Origin of the sequence: Xanthobacter sp. (genome assembly GCF_041911315.1) — a bacterium.
In the GTDB taxonomy this organism is placed as follows: domain Bacteria; phylum Pseudomonadota; class Alphaproteobacteria; order Rhizobiales; family Xanthobacteraceae; genus Xanthobacter; species Xanthobacter aminoxidans.
This window is the reverse complement of the sequence record NZ_JAYRPE010000019.1, coordinates 20,327-36,698: the sequence shown is the minus strand read 5'-3', so window position 1 is coordinate 36,698 and position 16,372 is coordinate 20,327. Positions and strand designations below refer to the sequence as shown.

Here is a 16,372-nt window from a genome sequence, read left to right as displayed (position 1 = left end):
CTCGGCACCGTATGGCCGACGCTTAATGTCCCGCGGAATCCGTTTCTCGGCGCCCCAAAAGAGCGTCCCGCAGGGCGCCATTTGTCAGCAAATCCGGGCGCCTGGTTCGTCCATGGGCGCGGCCCCTCTTCCAGACGCAGGGCTGACGCCCTTCACCTGCGCGCTTTGCATGCCCATCCAGCCGGCAAGGCGCTATAGGGAGCGCACACCGGACTTTTGCTCATGAATGCCCCAGCAGGCATCGCCCTGCAAATCAGCGCCACGTTCTTCTTTGCTATCATGTCCGCGCTCGTGCGCTTCGTGGCAGACGATGTGCCGAGCGGGCAGGTCGTGTTTGCGCGCAGCGCCTTCGGTCTTGTCCCGCTCGTCATCTGGCTGCTGTGGAGGCGGCGGATGACAAGCGCGCTCGTGACGCGCCAGCCGTTCGGCCATGTTGTTCGCGGGCTGGTGGGCGTGAGCGCCATGTGGCTCAGCTTCGCAGCGCTTGCCTTCATCCCGCTCGCCGAGGCCGTTGCCTTTACCTATGTGACGCCGCTGGTCGCCGTGCTTCTCGCAGCCGTTCTTCTGGGAGAGCGTGTGCCCGCCTATCGCTGGGTGGTGCTCGGTGTCGGCTTTGCCGGTATCCTGCTCATGCTGTGGCCCTCCTTCACCCATGCCTCGCTGGGGAGCGGACCGGGGCCGCTGATTGGGGCGGCCATGGCCCTGGTCGGGGCCGTGATCGCCGGGCTCGCAGTGACACAGGTCCGGCATCTGACGCGGACGGAGACCAGCGAAGCGATCGTTTTTTACTTCTCCACCGTCGCGTCTCTGGCGGGTCTTGCCACCTTGCCGCTGGGGTGGGTGGTTCCCGACCTGCGCACCAGTCTCGTTCTCATTGCAACGGGCATCGCCGGCGGTCTCGGCCAGATCCTGATGACCTCTGCGACGCGCTACGCGCCTGCGTCCGTCGTGGCACCTCTGAACTATGCGACCTTGATCTGGGCCACCCTGTTCGGGGTGCTCGCTTTCGGCGAATGGCCCGATTCTCTGGTGCTGATCGGGGCGGGAGCGGTCGTTTCAGCAGGTCTTGTGCTGGTGTGGCGAGAGCGCCACGGCCTGAAGGTGCCGGCGCCGGGCGTGCGTCAGGCGGTCGGGCCAGCCGGTGACACTGTCAAGTTTGCGGCCGTTACATCTCAACGTACTAGGCTGGATGATCCGGTCGTTGCCCGCCCTGAATCTTACGTTGTGGAAGATGAAGGCGAGCAGGAACTTCCGGTTCGCTGCGCGAGTTCTAGGTAGCAAGGTAGGTCGCTCCCGGTGAAACTCCAGTAGATTTCCCGTCTGGCGTGCATCGGTCTTTCGGCGATTGTTGCGGCGCCACAGAGCTTGTGGTAAACATGGCTCACCTAATCGGAGTGCGGGCGATGGCGAAAGTTTCCAAGATCAAGGCGGCGCTGACGGGCGCTGCTGTTGCGGGTCTGGTCCTCGGGGCGGTCATGCCGTCGCAGGCCGCTGGCCTGTGGGGTGAGCGTTTTGCTGCTCTGCGCAGCAATGCCAACTTCCAGCCGGCCAACCGTTTCGGCGCCCAGGCTGCTTCCAATAGCTTTGGTGGCTGGAAGTGGTCGCTCATTCAGTATCGCGCTTACAAGTACGACCAGCGCATCAGCAAGTTCCTCGGCCGTCCGGTTTCGCCGTTCTGCCGCTTCGGCTGCTGATCTGCCTTACAAGCCCAATCAGGTGGCCCACTTCCTGTGTTCCTTGACCGTCACGATAGCGCTGGTCAGGGGATGCGTGAGGCGGGCCACTTTTGTTTGAAGTGCCCGGTCGCGCGGGTGTACACGGCAGGAATCCTTTCGGGGCGTCAGATTGCCGGGCTTTTGCTTGGGTGGTGCGTGTGCTTCGACTGCATCTGATGTTAGCGGGGCTTTAGCGGCATGCTTCGTATCGACAAGTCTGGGCCGGGGAAGTCTCTGAATATCCAGACCGAGGGCGAACTCGATCTGGTCAATTTGCTTCAGGTGGTCCGTCGTCAGAAGTGGGTCATCGCAGCCGTCGCCGGCGCGGTAGCAAGTCTGGCGGCTCTCTATTGCTTTGTTGCAACGCCGCAATATACGGCAACCGCCGAGTTGCTGATCGACACGCAGCAGGCCCGTGGCCTGGAAGTCATGCCTCAGCTTACGGGCGTGATGGATTCCAGCGGCATCGACAGCCAGGTCCAGATTCTTCAGTCCGAGCGTATCGCCAAGGCGGTCATCAAGGAGCTGAAGCTCGTCGAGGCGAAGAAGAAGGAACTCGAAGAGAGCGCCAATTCGGTGTTTAACACCGTGGCTGGTTTCGTTGTTCCGTTTCTCGTCAGCAGCTCTCCTATGAGCGACTATGAGATCGAGCGCACTCAGATCATCGATTTCGGCAAGCGTCTGCGCGTCAAGCGCGTTGGTCTGAGCTACGTTATCAGCATCGAATACAAGGCGATCGACGCCGTCCTCTCGGCAGACGTGGCGAACCAGCTCGCCGAGGCGTACATCGTCGATCAGCTTGAGGCCAAGTACCAGGCGACCCGTCGCGCCAGTGTCTGGCTGCAGGATCGCATCGCCGAGCTGCGCGACCAGGCGCTTGCGGCCGACCGCGCGGTGCAGGACTTCAAAGCCAAGAACAACATCATTGATACGCAGCGTGGTCTCATTTCCGATCAGCAGCTGTCGGAACTGAACACGCAGCTGATCACGGCCAGGACCGCGGTGGCCGAGGCGCAGGCGCGTTATGAGCGCGTCAACAACATCATCAAGCAGGGCGGCGTGACGGGCACGAGCGACGAAGTCGTGTCGGACGTGCTCAACAATCAGGTCATCAGCCTCCTGCGCACCCAGTATCTCGACGCCGTGAAGCGCGAGGCGGACTGGTCCAAGCGCTACGGCCCCGACCATATCGCGGTCGTCAATCTCAATAACGAGATCAAGGGCCTTCAGCGCTCGCTCTTCACCGAGCTGTCACGCATCGCCGAGACCTACAAGTCCGATCTGGAAATCGCCCGTGCCCGCGAGGCAAGCCTTTCATCCAGCCTTGAGCAGCTGATGGTCCAGGCCAAGCTGACGGGGCAGGCGCAGGTTGAATTGCGTGAGCTTGAGAGCAACGCCCAGTCCTATCGCGCCCTTTACGACAACTTCCTGCAGCGCTTCATGCAGGCCACCCAGCAGCAGTCCTTCCCGATCACCGAGGCGCGGCTCATCACTGATGCGTCCACTCCGCTTCGGGCCTCATCCCCGCGGACGACGCTTATCGTCGCCGGCGGTCTCTTTCTCGGACTGTTGATGGGCTTCGGCGTCGGCATGTGGCGCGAGCGCATGAACAGGACCTTCCGGCTGCCGGCGGATGTGGAGCGCTATCTGGGGCTCGACTGCCTCGGTGTGCTTCCGCTCCTGCCGTCTTCCGTCGCGACGCCGGTTCCGGCCGGGCAGAGCGCGTTCGACAGCTCGACCGGCATCATGCGTCAGGTTACCTCCGATCCGTTCTCCCGCTTCTCGGAGACGCTGCGCTCGGTGAAGGTCTCTGCGGACGTATCGATCCACAGCCGCGCGGTGAAGGTCATCGGCATCGTCTCGACCTTGCCGAAGGAGGGCAAGTCCACCGTTTCCGCCAACTTCGCCCAGCTGATCGCCCATAGCGGCCAGCGTTGCGTGCTCATCGATGGCGACCTGCGCAATCCGACGCTGACACGGCGCCTCGCGCCGGGCCGCAGTGCGGGCCTGCTTGAGCTGGTTTTCGGCAAGGCGACGCTTGAGGAAGTGAGCATCGTCGACCGGATGACGGGGCTCCGCTTCATTCCGGCCGTGGTGCCGGGCGATATCGTCCACACCAACGAGATTCTCGCGTCCGAGCAGATGGCGGCGGTGATCGATGCGCTGAAGCGGGATGTCGATTACATCGTCATCGATTTCCCGCCGCTTGCTCCGGTGGTCGACGTCATGGCATCGACGCATATCGTCGATGGCTATGTTTATGTGCTCGACTGGGGCTCATCCAACCGGGATCTCGTCGCCAATACGCTGCAGAACGCACCGACAGTCTACGAGAAGGTGCTTGGCTGCCTGCTGAACAAGGCTGACCTGAAGGCGCTCCGCAGCCTCGAGGATTACGGAAGCAAGTATTATTACCACAAATACTACGCGAGCTATGGCCGAGAGTCCTGATCCGGCCGGGGACGTCGACGCGGCGTCCGGTGCGCCGGTCGGCTCCGGCAATGACGGCAATGGCCGGGACGGTGGTCGGTCTCCCGGTCCGAGCAAGGCTGCGAAGATCATGGCCCGCCTCGCCGGTCTCGCCATCGCAATCGGTGCGGTGATCTGGCTGTCGACCTCTACGGGCATCCGGCGCTTCGATTCAGGGCTGTTCTTGCGCCCTGTCGCCACCCGCATGATGGCCGGAGAGCCTTACGATCCGGATCTGATCGCGGCGATGGATCGCGACATGTCCGTGGTGCTTTCCGATCGTGTCTGCGATTATCAGGCGCTTCAAGACCTTGCGATCGTTCGCTCCGCGCTCGCCGAGACCGCGTTCCAGGCAGATGATGCCGATCTCGCGGATACGCGGCTTACCGCAGCCGAGCAGGCGGCCAAGGCCAGCATTGTCTGCAGCCCGGGTTCGCCACGTGCCTGGACGATTTTGGCTTGGATCGAGCACATCCGGCACGAGGACACACCGCTGCTGCGGACGTATCTGCGACAGTCCTTTCGCTCCGGCCCCTATGAGGGGTGGCCCCTTCTCCGCCGCACGGAGATCCTTCTGGCGCTCTACCCAAAGCTCGATCAGAGCGAATTGGCGGATCTGAAGCAGTCGGTGAATTGGCTGGCCGTCAAGAACTTGTCCGAATACATTGGAGAACAATACGTTGCGGCCAAGCCGGAAGCGCGGCTGGCCCTGCGGGACATCCTCGCCGAGGCGCCGGAAAGGGTCCAGAAGCGGGCGGCGGAGATCATCCGCAACGGCGGCGAGGATATCGACCTCCCGGCGGTCGAACCTCTGGGGAGCCGGCCGTGGAAGTGACCGCAGAGAAGCCGGCCGAAGCCCCGGCGGATACACGGGTTCGTCGGCGCCGCGTGCGAAGCCTCCCGGACCGCATCGGCTTCTGGTTCTTCCTGGCCATGGTGATCCTTGCCCCTGTGCCGGACGGATCGGTCGCGCTCCTTTGGATCCAGGTGTGGACGGGCTTCGCCACCGTCGCGGTGCTCCTCATCAGCTATCGTGATGTATCCCGCGGTGCCGCACTCCTGCTGGGCGGCCTTCTCGTCGTCCTCGCGGCCTACGGTCTTGTGGCGTACCTCCAGTCCATCTCGCCGGGCCCGGCGCCGCTTGCCATGTGGTCGGAGGCGGGCAAGATTCTGGGCATCGAGATCACGCCCCTGTCCGGGTCGGTCCGGCATTCGCCGCTCCTCTTCCTCGGCCGGCCCCTGCTCGCGGCGCTGGTCTTGACGGCGGCCATCGTGATCGGCCCCGATCGGCAGCGGGCAGGGCAGGTGCTGCGGGCCATCGTCGGGGCCGCGTGCCTATACGGGTTCATCGGGTTTGTCGGCTTCGTCTCCGATTCCGACAGTCTCCGGCCCTACGACCAGGAAGGCGCGCTGACCACCTTCTTTCTGAACAAGAATACCTCGGCGATCTACCTTGGCTCGGCAGTCCTGATCGTGCTGGCCATGCTGCTCCCCAGCGCTCTTGCTGCGGCGCGGGAGAACAAGCCATTGTCGAGCCTCTTCCGCGGGGAAGGGAGCCGCCGACGCGTCATTGCAGCCGCCGCCGGTTTGTTCGTGCTCGTCCTTCTCCCGCTGACGCTCTCGCGCGCGGGGCTGATACTGACCGTCCTTGTGGGGCTGGGCGCTGTCGTATCCAAGCTTCGCCTGCGCAAGCGCGCATCCATCTGGAAGGTCGCGTTCGCGATCTTCGTTCTGTTCTCCCTCATCTACGGCCTGTCGGGTGGGGCCTGGCGCGAGCGTCAGATACGCATCGGCTTCGATACCTTGGGGCGCCTGGATGCGTATGGGATGATGCTCGGCGCAGTCGCGGAGCGTCCGCTCATCGGATACGGGCTCGGCAGTTTCGCCGAAAGCTTCCCGAAGTTTCGGACTGAGGATCTCGGGACTTCCGCGGTGTTCGACATCGGCCATAGCACGCCCGTCGAGTTGATCTTCGAGGGTGGGTATCCGCTTGCTTTCGTCGTCTTCGCCTATGTGCTGGCCTGCGGCGCCCTGCTGGTGCGGGGCGCCCTGCGCCGGCCCAATGATCCCTTCATCCTCGCCGGACTCCTCGTCGGCATCGCGGGCCTCGTGCATACGAGCTTCGACTTTCCGTTGCAGATTCCGGGCTTTCTCATCATCTACCTTGCCGTTGTCGGCATGGCCCTGGGGCGCTCCTTCCTTCCGGCTGAGGAGCGCAAGGTGGTGAGGAAACGGATGTCGCGGCGTCCCGTCGGATCGGCCGCCGCTGAGGCGCCGGTTGCCGGCCCAGCAAGCGGTCCCGAAGCAAGCCCTGCCAAGTGACCTGAATTGCTGGTGATGGGACTTGGGGGCCGCGCCGGCTCAGGGCGCTGGCCCGAATGGATGGGTTTCCGTGCCGGTCGTGCGGCGCTCGCCACGGCCTTAGGCCCCGGTGCCAAAGCTCCCGCTGGCGGATGTCCAAACTCTCTCAGGTCCTAGAGCAGGCGGACGACACGTGATGAACTGGCCCGCAGCAGGTTTCGGTGTCTTGGGCTTGCTTTGCCTGCTGCTCGCCGGGGCGCTCGCGACGGCCGTCATGGGCGCAAGGTCGTTTTTCCATGACAGATCCGAGCTTCGCCTCCGGCCCATCGATCCCGATCGGTTCGCCGATGAGAACGCAAGCCTGCCGGCGACCGGCCAGCCCCGTATCGTGATATTCGGCGATTCCCGCGCGCACCAGATTGCGGTGAGCAGGAAGGCTGCTGCGGACTGGCAGGTCGTCAACCGAGGCGTATCGGGGGAAAGCTCCGTCCAATCGGCCTACCGCTTCAAGAGCGACGTCATCGATCTCAAGCCGGAGGCGGTGATCATCGTCACGGGGATCAACGATGTGGTGGCTGCCGCCAATCTTCCGGCCATGGAGCGGGCCGCAGTGACCAACCTCAAGGCCAACCTGTCTCGGTTCGCCCTGGAGGTTTCTGGGGCCGGTGCGGGCGCCATCATGTCCACCATTGTCCGTCCGACGACGCCGAGGCTGATCCGCCGGCCGTTCTGGTCGGATCGGGTCTACGGGATCACCGAAGAGGTGAACGCCCACATCCGCGGCCTCGCGTCGCGCGATGTGCTCGTCCTTGATGCAGACGCGATCCTGGTCGGGAACAAGGCAACCCTGCCGGCCCGGTTCGCGACCGACGAGATCCACCTGTCGAAAGAGGCGCACGACATTCTGGCGGTGCACCTCGACGAGATGCTGCGACACCGCCTGTCCGGCGCTGCCGCAGCGCGGTGATGGGACCGGACGTCAGCGCTCCACGAACGCCTTCTCGATGACGTAGTGGCCGGGTGCCGACTGGCTGCCCTCGGTGAAGCCGCGGGATTCCAGAAGCTCCACCACGTCCTTCAGCATTGCCGGGCTTCCGCAGAGCATCAGGCGGTCCTCTTCCGGCGACATGACCGGCATGCCGAGATCGGCGAAGAGCTTGCCCGAGGTGATGAGGTCCGTGATGCGGCCCTGATTGCGGAAGGGTTCGCGAGTAACGGTCGGGTAGTAGATGAGCTTCGCCTTGACTTCCTCGCCAAGGATCTCGTCGTCGGGCAGGGTCTTGGTCAGATACTCGTCATAGGCCAGCTCGGCCACCGTGCGGGTGCCGTGGATGAGGATGACCTTCTCAAACCGGTCATAGGCCTCCGGGTCCTTCACCACCGACAGGAAGGGCGCGAGGCCGGTGCCGGTGGAGAGGAGATAGAGCCGCTTGCCGGGCAGCAGGCTATCCTGCACCAGCGTGCCGGTGGGCTTGCGGCCGACGAGGATCTTGTCGCCCACCTTGAGGTGTTGGAGGCGGGAGGTGAGGGGGCCGTTCTGCACCTTGATGGAGAAGAACTGCAGCTCTTCCTCGTAGTTTGCGCTCGCCATGGAATAGGCGCGCAGCAGCGGCTTGCCGTCCACCCGAAGGCCGATCATCGTGAACTGGCCGTTGAGGAAGCGGAGGCCGGGATCGCGGGTGCAGGTGAAGGAGAAGAGGTTGTCGGTCCAGTGGTGGACGCTGGTGACGGTCTCTTCGTTGAAATTGCTCATCTCGAAAGTCCGGTCTCGACAAAGGGCGGCGCGCCGGAACGGCGAGAACCCCGCAAAGCTCAAGGGAAGACAGCCCCCACCCTACAGGATGCGGCCGCGCTTCAAAAGTGCGGCGGGTGTCCGCAGGCCGCGCGGGCCTTCAACCCGCCCGTCCCCTGGTCAGGCGGTGCCGGCGGCCACGCGCGCCAGATACTGGCCGTAGCTCGATTTGGCGAGGTCGTGCGCCCGCGCCTCCAGACCGGCCCGGTCGATGAATCCGGCGCGGTAGGCCACTTCTTCGGGGGAGGAGATGCGCAGGCCCTGCCGCTTTTCCAGGATCTGGACGAACTGGGCGGCCTCCACGAGGGAATCCGGCGTACCGGTGTCGAGCCAGGCAAAGCCTCGGCCCATCATGGCCACGCGCAGCTCGCCAAGCTCGAGATAGGCCTTGTTGACGTCGGTGATTTCGATCTCACCACGGGGGGAGGGGGCGAGGTTCGCGGCGATGTCCACAACGCGGTTGTCGTAGAAATAAAGGCCCGTCACCGCGAGGTTGGATTTCGGAGCCTTCGGCTTCTCCTCCAGCGACAGAACCTTGCCGGAAGCGTCCATCTCCGCCACGCCATAGCGCTCGGGGTCCTGGACCGGATAGCCGAACACGGTGGCCCCCGTCTCCCGCCGCGCCGCGTCGGCCAGAAGCTCGGGCAGGCCATGGCCGAAGAAGAGGTTGTCGCCGAGCACCAGGGCCACGCGGTCGTTGCCCACGAACTCGCGGCCGACGATGAAGGCGTCGGCGAGGCCGCGCGGATGCTCCTGCACCGCATAGGTGAGATTGATGCCGAACTGGCTGCCGTCCTTCAGCAGCGCCTGGAACAGCGCGGCATCGTGCGGCGTGGTGATGATCAGGATGTCCCGGATGCCCGCCATCATCAGCGTGCACAGGGGATAATAGATCATCGGCTTGTCGTAGACCGGCAGCAACTGCTTGGAGACGACGAGCGTGATGGGATGAAGCCGGGTGCCGGAGCCGCCGGCCAGAATGATACCCTTCACGATGCTTCCTCGGATTGCGGCGCGGGAATTGCGGATGAGAGGGCGGCCGCCTTCTCAAGCTCCGAAGCCTCCGGTTGGGAGGGCTTGACGAGAAGCGCGTCCACCACCTCGCGGGCGCGCTGCTCCCACGGGGCGGCACGCACGCCAAAGGTGCGCTCGAACAGGTCGCTGGCCAGTTCCGAATTCTTCGGGCGGCTGGCGGGCGTCGGATAGTCGGCCGTGGTGATGGGGGTCACCTCCGGCTTGCGGCCGGTGTGGGGTTCGGCCGCCGCCACGATGGCGCTGGCGAAGCCGTGCCACGTGGTCACGCCGCGCCCGGCGAAATGATAGGTGCCCCAGCGGGCATCGCCCTGGGCGGCCGCAAGCGCCGCGGCGAGCACCGCCTCGGCGAGGTCGCGCGTGGCGGTGGGGCAGCCGCGCTGGTCGGCCACCACCCGCAACTGGTCGCGCTCGCCGGCGAGGCGCAGCATGGTTTTCAGGAAATTGTTGCCGTGAGCGCCGTAGACCCACGAGGTGCGCACGATCACATGGCGTTCGTGCGCGGCGCGCACCGCCGCCTCACCGGCCGCCTTGGTGCGGCCGTAGACACCGAGCGGCGCCACCGGGTCCGCCTCCACATAGGCGCCGCGCTTGGTGCCGTCGAACACGTAGTCCGTGGAGACATGGATGAAGGGCGTGCGATAGCGGGCGCACCGCTCGGCGATGAGGCCGGGCGCGAAGGCGTTGATGCGGGCGGCGAGGTCCGGCTCGCTCTCGGCCTTGTCTACGGCGGTGTAGGCCGCGGCATTGATGAGCGCATCGGGACGCGCTGCCTCCAGCGCGCGGGCGACGGCGACCGGATCGGAAATGTCGAGGTCGGCATGGCCGAGGGCGATAAGATCGATCCCCCGCTCACCGGCCAGCGCGACGGTTTCGCGTCCGAGCTGCCCGCCGGCTCCGAACAGAAGAATGCGCGTCAAGATGCGAGCCCCAGTTTCGTGCCTGCCGCCGGTGCCTTGTCCAGCCCCAGCCGCTGGCCCTGATAGTGCTGGCGCAGCGGCTCCCACCACGGACGGTTGGCGAGATACCAGCGGATGGTCTTTTCGAGACCCGTCTCGAACGTCTCCCGCGGCGACCAGCCGAGCTCCGCCTTCAGCTTGGAGAAGTCGATGGCGTAGCGAGCATCATGGCCCGGTCGGTCAGTGACGAAGCGGATCAGTCCCTCACGCTTGCCGATGGCGGCGTCGGGCACCAGATCGTCGAGAATGGCGCAGATGGTGCGCACCACGTCGATGTTCCGCCGCTCGCAGGCGCCGCCCACATTGTAGCTCTCGCCCGGACGGCCCTTGGTGGCGATGAGGAACAGGGCCTCCGCGTGGTCCTCCACGAACAGCCAGTCCCGCACGTTCTCGCCCGTGCCGTAGACGGGCAGCTCCGCGCCTTCCAGCGCGTTCAGCGTGACGAGGGGGATGAGCTTCTCGGGGAAGTGGTACGGCCCGTAATTGTTCGAGCAGTTCGACATCACCGCCGGCAGGCCATAGGTGTGGAACCACGCTCGGACCAGATGGTCGGAGGCCGCCTTGGAGGCGGAGTAGGGGGAGTTGGGCTGGTAGGGGGTGTCCTCCCGGAACAGCCCCTCTGCGCCGAGGCTGCCGAACACCTCGTCGGTGGAGATGTGGTGGAAGCGGAAGGCCTCCTTCTGCGGTCCCGGCAGCGTCCGCCAGTAGCGCAGGGCCTCCTGCAGCATGGTGTAGGTGCCCACCACGTTGGTGGAGATGAAGTCACCCGGCCCGTCGATGGAGCGGTCCACGTGGGACTCCGCGGCGAGGTGCATCACGAGGTCGGGCTTGAAACCTTCCAGCGCGGCACGCACGGCACCGGCATCGCAGATGTCAGCCTGCACGAAGGCGTAGCGCGGATTTTCGGCCACCGGCGCGAGGGAGGCGAGGTTGCCGGCATAGGTCAGCTTGTCGAAGTTCAGGACGTCGTGCCCGAGCCCCACAAGGTGTCGCACCACCGCCGAGCCGATGAAGCCCGCGCCACCCGTCACCAGCACCCGCATGAAGCTACCTTTCGTTCGCCGCCGTCCCCTGATAGGCGAACGGGCTGTCGAAATCCTTGAGGCGGGGCAAGACGCGATCCTTGTCCGAGAGGATCTTCTCGCCGTCGCCCAGGGTCCAGTCGATGGCAAGGTCGGGATCGTCCCAGATGATCCCGCATTCGCTCGCCCGGTCGTAGACCGCGTCCACCTTATAGGCGACGCGTGTGTCCGGCGCGAGGGTGCAAAAGCCGTGGGCAAAACCCTGAGGTATGTAGAGCTGCTCGCCGCCTTCGGCCGTGAGGCGTGCACCGGCCCAGCGGCCGTAGGTGGGAGAGCCCTTCCGCACGTCCACCGCCACGTCGTAGATGGCACCGGAGAGCACCCGCACCAGCTTCGCCTGGGCGAAGGGGGGAGCCTGCATGTGCAGTCCGCGGATGGTGCCGACCTGCGCCGAAAGGGACTCGTTATCCTGCACGAAATCCGCGCCGATCCCGTTCGCCGCATATAGGGGCTTCACATAGGTCTCGCAGAAATAGCCCCGCGCATCGCCGAAGCGGCGCGGCTGGACGAGGATGACGTCGGGCAGGCCAAGCGGGAGGAATGCCGTCACAAGCGTATCCACCTTTCCAACGACCGGATGGAATCGGGCTCGCCTCGCGACAAGGCCGCATCGGCGCGTGCTCTAGCACAAGGGCCGGGCTGTGAGAACACGAGGCCCCGGCCCGGTTCCGACGCCGGAGGGCAAGAGGAGATACAATTTGTCGCTGCAGTGCGATAAGGGCAGAAATGGCGACGTCCGGATCGGGGCGTCAAGATCAGCCACTGCGGACATTGGGGAATCGCAATGATGCTTGAGGCCGAAGCTCGCTGGGCGCGTGAATGGCTGTTCGATGCCGCACTGCCGCTCTGGTGGCAGGTGGGGGCGGACCCGGCAGGCGGCTTCTTCGAAAAGATCGCGCTTGATGGAAAGCCGGTCATCGCGCCGCGCCGCCTCAGGGTTCAGACCCGACAGACCTACGCCTTCATCGAAGGCGGACGGCTGGGCTGGCAGGGGCCGTGGCGTGAGGCGGCTGAGCATGGCCTCTCCTTCTTCATGGGCAATTACCGGCGCGCGGACGGGCTCTTTCGCTGCCTCGTGGCGCCGGATGGTCGTCCTCTGGACGACACGGCCGACCTCTACGATCAGGCCTTCGTGCTGTTCGCCCTCGCCCATGCCCGTGCGGCTGGGATCGGAGACTCGGACCTGCTCGCGGCAGCCCGCTCGCTGCAGGCCGAACTGACGGCGCAGCGCGCGCACCCGGTGATTGGCTTCGAGGAGGCGACGCCCCGTGTCCTCCCGCTGCGCTCCAATCCGCACATGCACCTTCTGGAGGCCCAACTCGCGTGGGTCGCGGAGGGGATCACCGAGCCCTTCGAAGGTGTCGCGCGTGCGATCGTCGAACTCGGCGCGACGCGCCTCCTGGACCCGCAGACCGGCGCCATCGGCGAATATTACGATGGGGACTGGAGCTTCGCGGAAGGCGCGCCGGGCGCCGTGCGCGAGCCGGGACACCAGTTCGAGTGGGCCTATCTGTTCCGCCACGCTGGCGATCTGCTCGGCGTCGATCACCGTGCCGCTTCGGACCGGCTCTATGCCTTCGGTAGCCGCTTCGGCATCGCCCCGGACCGCCGCGCGGCGATCTTCGCCGTGGATGCGGCGGGAACGCCGACCGATCCGCGCGCCCGCCTGTGGGCACAGACGGAGCGCCTGCGGACCGCGTTGGTGTTCGCGGCGGCGACTTCCGATGCGGACGCGCGCGACGCATTCATCGCCGATGCCCGCGAGGCGTTCGAGGTTCTGAAGGTCTATCTCGACGTGCCCGTGGCCGGGCTGTGGCGGGACCAGTGGCTGGCTGATGGCGCCTTCCTGGAAGAGCCGGCGCCCGCCTCTTCCTTCTACCACATCCTCTCGGCCTTCGTGGTGCTGCTGAAGGCGGGCGGTCTGGCCTAAGCCGGCCGTCACCGCTCCTCGGGACCAGCGCTCAGGCGCGCTGGTAGATGTCCTCGAAGCGGGTGATGTCGTCCTCGCCCAGATAGGAACCGGTCTGGACCTCGATGAGTTCCAGCGGGATCTTGCCCGGATTCCTGAGGCGATGGACCGTGCCGATGGGCAGGTAGGTGGATTCGTTCTCGTGCACCATGAAGGTGCGGTCCTCCAGCGTGACCTCGGCTGTGCCGTGCACCACGACCCAATGCTCGGACCGGTGGTAGTGCTTCTGCAGCGAGAGCACGCCGCCGGGCTCGACCACGATCTTCTTCACCTGGAAGCGTTCGCCTTCGCACACACTCTCCAGCGTACCCCAAGGCCGGTGCACCGTGAGGTGCTCGTCGACCTCCCGGGGATTGCGTGTCTTCAGCAGGTTGACGAGGTGCTTGACGTCCTGGCTGCGGCTGGAGGGCATGACCAGCACGGCGTCATAGGTCGCGATGACGGACAGGCCATCGATCCCGATGGCGGTCACCAGCGGGCCGTCGGAACGGACATAGGAATTGGAACTGTCCAGCAACTGGACAGACCCCACGGTGACGTTGCCGCTCTGGTCCTGTGCGCCGATCTCGTACAGCGCGTCCCATGCCCCCACGTCCGACCAGCCGAAGCTGCCGCGCACCACCGCCGCAAGGCGCGTGCGCTCCATCACGGCAAAGTCGATGGACTTGGCGGGGGCCGACTTGAATGCCACCGGATCAAGCCTCAGGAAGCCGACGAGGTCCATCTTGGCGTTCGCCACGGCCGAGTTGACGGCCGCCGCGATGGCCGGCTCGTAACGTTCGGCCTCCTCCAGAAGGAGACCGGCGGGGAAAAGGAAATTGCCCGAGTTCCAGAGGTAGCCCGCCTGGACATAAAGCTCAGCGGTGGCGCGATCCGGCTTCTCGACGAACGAATCCACCTCATAGGCGCCGAGCGGGTCCAGCTCGGTGCCCAGCCGGATGTAGCCGTAGCTGGTGCGCGGTTCGGAGGGGGAGATGCCGAACGTCACGATGCGGCCGAGGCGCGCGATCCGCGCCCCAAGCTGCACGGCTTCCCGGAAGGCGGCCGTGTCCTGCACCACGTGATCCGAGGCAAGGGCAAGGACCAGCGTCTCGGGCCCATGCGTCTCGGCCACATGACGCGCGGCCGCCAGAAGAGCCGGCGCGCTGTCGCGCCGGGCAGGCTCGAGCATGACGGTGGCATCGATGCCGATCTCGCGCGCCTGACGTTGCGCGAAGAAGCGAAACTCCTCGTTGGCCACCACCACCGGAGGGCCGAAGAGGTCGTCGGGCGCCGACCGCAGTAGGGTGTCCTGGTAGAGCGTGTGGTTGGACGCCAGCGGCAGGAACTGCTTCGGCAGGCTGTTGCGTGACAGCGGCCAGAGGCGCGTTCCCGATCCTCCGGCCAGGACGACCGGAATGATCTTCCCGGCGGCTGCGTGGAGGGTCTCGGGTTGGGCTTGGCTTGTCATGGAAGGCGCCTGATGTTGAATCGAGGCAGTTTACCGCAAGGTGGCCGCCCGGTGCACAAAGAGTGCGACCGGGCGCCAATGCTGCTCAGGCGTCCGCGACGGTGCGGCGTCCGATGCTGGAATAACGGAAACCAAGGCTTTCCATCTCGTCCGGGCGATAGATATTGCGCAGGTCGATCACCACCGGCTGCGCCATCATGCCGTGGATCCGCTTTAGGTCGAGGGCGCGGAAGGCGTCCCACTCGGTGACGATGACCAGGGCGTCGGCGCCCTCGGCAGCGTGATAGGGGTTGTCCACGTAGGTGACGTTGTCGAGGACGAGCTTGGCCTGCTCGATGCCCTCGGGATCATGCGCCTTGATGACCGCGCCGCCGTCCTGCAGGGCGGTGATGATGGCGATGGAGGGGGCATCGCGCATGTCGTCGGTGTTGGGCTTGAAGGTGAGGCCCAGCACGCCGACGGTCTTGCCGCGCACCGAGCCGCCCAAAGCCTCGGTGACCTTGCGGGCCATGGCGCGCTTGCGCTGGTCGTTCACCGCAACGACGGTCTCGACGATCCGCACGGGCGCGCCATAGTCCTGCGCCGTCTTCATGAGGGCGAGGGTATCCTTCGGGAAGCAGGAGCCGCCATAGCCCGGTCCCGCATGGAGGAACTTCGAGCCGATGCGGTTGTCGAGGCCGATGCCGCGGGCCACGTCCTGCACGTTGCCGCCCACCTGCTCACAGAGATCGGCGATTTCGTTGATGAAGGTGATCTTGGTGGCGAGGAAGGCGTTGGCCGCATACTTGGTCAGCTCGGCGGTGCGGCGCGAGGTGAAGAGCAGCGGCGACTGGTTCAGGAAGAGCGGACGGTAGAGCTCGGTCATCACCTGGCGGGCGCGCTCGTCCTCGGTGCCCACCACGATGCGGTCGGGGCGCTTGAAATCGGTGATGGCGGCGCCTTCGCGCAGGAACTCCGGGTTGGAGACGACCGCGAATTCCGCCTCCGCGCGCGTTTCGCGGATGATGCGCTCCACCTCGTCTCCGGTGCCCACCGGCACCGTGGATTTGGTCACAACGACCGTATAGCGGCTGATGGCGCCGGCAATGTCGCGCGCGGCCTGATAGACGTAGGAGAGGTCAGCGTGGCCGTCGCCGCGGCGCGAGGGGGTACCGACCGCGATGAAGACGGCATCGGCGTCCGCGACGCCCTCTGCCAGGCTGGTTGTGAAATCGAGACGCTCAGCCTTCACGTTGCTTGCGACAAGCTCGGCGAGGCCGGGTTCATAGATCGGAATCTCACCCTGTTTCAGGGCCTGGATCTTGCCGGCATGGGTGTCGACGCAGGTGACGGTATGGCCGAAATCCGCAAAACACGCACCCGAGACCAAGCCGACATACCCTGCCCCAATCATCGCAATACGCATGATGAGTCTTCCCGATCAGGATTTCGCTTGCCTAAACAGCGGCGCTTTATGCTGATTACGTTCATTGCAGTGAATTCTCAATGACGTTTTTGCAGCGCGGGATAAGCTCCGGGTTCGGGCGGTCGCTGGAGGCCGCTTCTCCTCGCGCTAGCCAGCGACTTCAAGTGCTCGGCCATCACGGCATCGCGGCGATCCGCT

Annotated in this window: 14 protein-coding genes; 7 read left to right on the top strand and 7 right to left on the bottom strand. The window is 65.4% G+C overall.

Going from position 1 to position 16,372, the window contains the following annotated elements:
- Nucleotides 1–222 precede the first annotated feature (222 nt).
- The 6 genes from ACE3QW_RS07010 to ACE3QW_RS06985 all read left to right on the top strand — a co-directional run bounded on the left by ACE3QW_RS07010 (nt 223) and on the right by ACE3QW_RS06985 (nt 7,452).
- A complete protein-coding gene (locus tag ACE3QW_RS07010; protein WP_374250957.1) occupies nt 223–1,278 on the top strand; it encodes a DMT family transporter in 1,056 nt (351 codons plus the stop codon).
- Between the two features lie 125 nt (nt 1,279–1,403).
- On the top strand, nt 1,404–1,694 hold the full coding sequence (locus tag ACE3QW_RS07005) for a hypothetical protein (protein WP_029558776.1): 291 nt from the start codon (nt 1,404–1,406) through the stop codon (nt 1,692–1,694).
- A gap of 219 nt (nt 1,695–1,913) precedes the next feature.
- On the top strand, nt 1,914–4,166 hold the full coding sequence (locus ACE3QW_RS07000) for a polysaccharide biosynthesis tyrosine autokinase (RefSeq protein WP_250165694.1): 2,253 nt from the start codon (nt 1,914–1,916) through the stop codon (nt 4,164–4,166).
- Nucleotides 4,150–5,019: a hypothetical protein gene (locus tag ACE3QW_RS06995; RefSeq protein ID WP_374250956.1), complete on the top strand. Its 870-nt coding sequence runs from the start codon at nt 4,150–4,152 to the stop codon at nt 5,017–5,019. The genes ACE3QW_RS07000 and ACE3QW_RS06995 overlap by 17 nt, the downstream gene beginning before the upstream one ends.
- Nucleotides 5,010–6,506, top strand: coding sequence for an O-antigen ligase family protein (locus tag ACE3QW_RS06990; protein WP_374250955.1), 1,497 nt, complete (start codon nt 5,010–5,012; stop codon nt 6,504–6,506). Before ACE3QW_RS06995 ends, ACE3QW_RS06990 begins: the two co-directional genes overlap by 10 nt.
- Nucleotides 6,507–6,681: 175 nt before the next feature.
- Nucleotides 6,682–7,452 (top strand): SGNH/GDSL hydrolase family protein, encoded by a 771-nt coding sequence (locus ACE3QW_RS06985; RefSeq protein WP_374250954.1) that lies wholly within the window; start codon nt 6,682–6,684, stop codon nt 7,450–7,452.
- Nucleotides 7,453–7,464: 12 nt separating this feature from the next.
- Here the strand turns inward: ACE3QW_RS06985 and ACE3QW_RS06980 are convergent, their stop codons facing one another.
- From ACE3QW_RS06980 to rfbC, 5 genes are all read right to left on the bottom strand, one after another.
- Nucleotides 7,465–8,238, bottom strand: coding sequence for a ferredoxin--NADP reductase (locus tag ACE3QW_RS06980; protein ID WP_374250953.1), 774 nt, complete (start codon nt 8,236–8,238; stop codon nt 7,465–7,467).
- A gap of 159 nt (nt 8,239–8,397) precedes the next feature.
- Nucleotides 8,398–9,270: a glucose-1-phosphate thymidylyltransferase RfbA gene (gene rfbA / locus ACE3QW_RS06975; RefSeq protein ID WP_029558766.1), complete on the bottom strand. Its 873-nt coding sequence runs from the start codon at nt 9,268–9,270 to the stop codon at nt 8,398–8,400.
- Nucleotides 9,267–10,229, bottom strand: a complete 963-nt coding sequence (rfbD, locus tag ACE3QW_RS06970) for a dTDP-4-dehydrorhamnose reductase (RefSeq protein ID WP_374250952.1) — start codon at nt 10,227–10,229, stop codon at nt 9,267–9,269. The genes rfbA and rfbD overlap by 4 nt, the downstream gene beginning before the upstream one ends.
- Nucleotides 10,226–11,311: a dTDP-glucose 4,6-dehydratase gene (rfbB, locus tag ACE3QW_RS06965; protein ID WP_374250951.1), complete on the bottom strand. Its 1,086-nt coding sequence runs from the start codon at nt 11,309–11,311 to the stop codon at nt 10,226–10,228. Before rfbB ends, rfbD begins: the two co-directional genes overlap by 4 nt.
- A 4-nt stretch (nt 11,312–11,315) precedes the next feature.
- Nucleotides 11,316–11,900, bottom strand: coding sequence for a dTDP-4-dehydrorhamnose 3,5-epimerase (rfbC, locus tag ACE3QW_RS06960; RefSeq protein ID WP_374250950.1), 585 nt, complete (start codon nt 11,898–11,900; stop codon nt 11,316–11,318).
- A gap of 234 nt (nt 11,901–12,134) precedes the next feature.
- Here rfbC and ACE3QW_RS06955 point away from each other — a divergent pair, with 234 nt between their 5' ends.
- On the top strand, nt 12,135–13,280 hold the full coding sequence (locus ACE3QW_RS06955; protein ID WP_374250949.1) for an AGE family epimerase/isomerase: 1,146 nt from the start codon (nt 12,135–12,137) through the stop codon (nt 13,278–13,280).
- Nucleotides 13,281–13,311: 31 nt separating this feature from the next.
- Here ACE3QW_RS06955 and ACE3QW_RS06950 read toward each other — a convergent pair whose 3' ends face one another.
- Nucleotides 13,312–14,769 (bottom strand): mannose-1-phosphate guanylyltransferase/mannose-6-phosphate isomerase, encoded by a 1,458-nt coding sequence (locus tag ACE3QW_RS06950; RefSeq protein ID WP_374250948.1) that lies wholly within the window; start codon nt 14,767–14,769, stop codon nt 13,312–13,314.
- Between the two features lie 85 nt (nt 14,770–14,854).
- Entirely contained in the window at nt 14,855–16,174 is a 1,320-nt protein-coding gene (locus ACE3QW_RS06945) for a UDP-glucose/GDP-mannose dehydrogenase family protein (RefSeq protein WP_250165702.1), read from the bottom strand.
- Between the last annotated feature and the right edge of the window lie 198 nt (nt 16,175–16,372).

What these genes read in the sequence shown, in the direction of transcription:
- ACE3QW_RS07010 (WP_374250957.1), top strand. Translation starts at nt 223, where the DNA reads ATGAATGCCCCAGCAGGCATCGCCCTGCAAATCAGCGCCACGTTCTTC.
- ACE3QW_RS07005 (WP_029558776.1), top strand. Translation starts at nt 1,404, where the DNA reads ATGGCGAAAGTTTCCAAGATCAAGGCGGCGCTGACGGGCGCTGCTGTT.
- ACE3QW_RS07000 (WP_250165694.1), top strand. Translation starts at nt 1,914, where the DNA reads ATGCTTCGTATCGACAAGTCTGGGCCGGGGAAGTCTCTGAATATCCAG.
- ACE3QW_RS06995 (WP_374250956.1), top strand. Translation starts at nt 4,150, where the DNA reads ATGGCCGAGAGTCCTGATCCGGCCGGGGACGTCGACGCGGCGTCCGGT.
- ACE3QW_RS06985 (WP_374250954.1), top strand. Translation starts at nt 6,682, where the DNA reads ATGAACTGGCCCGCAGCAGGTTTCGGTGTCTTGGGCTTGCTTTGCCTG.
- ACE3QW_RS06980 (WP_374250953.1), bottom strand. Translation starts at nt 8,238, where the DNA reads ATGAGCAATTTCAACGAAGAGACCGTCACCAGCGTCCACCACTGGACC.
- rfbB (WP_374250951.1), bottom strand. Translation starts at nt 11,311, where the DNA reads ATGCGGGTGCTGGTGACGGGTGGCGCGGGCTTCATCGGCTCGGCGGTG.
- ACE3QW_RS06955 (WP_374250949.1), top strand. Translation starts at nt 12,135, where the DNA reads ATGATGCTTGAGGCCGAAGCTCGCTGGGCGCGTGAATGGCTGTTCGAT.
- ACE3QW_RS06950 (WP_374250948.1), bottom strand. Translation starts at nt 14,769, where the DNA reads ATGACAAGCCAAGCCCAACCCGAGACCCTCCACGCAGCCGCCGGGAAG.
- ACE3QW_RS06945 (WP_250165702.1), bottom strand. Translation starts at nt 16,174, where the DNA reads ATGCGTATTGCGATGATTGGGGCAGGGTATGTCGGCTTGGTCTCGGGT.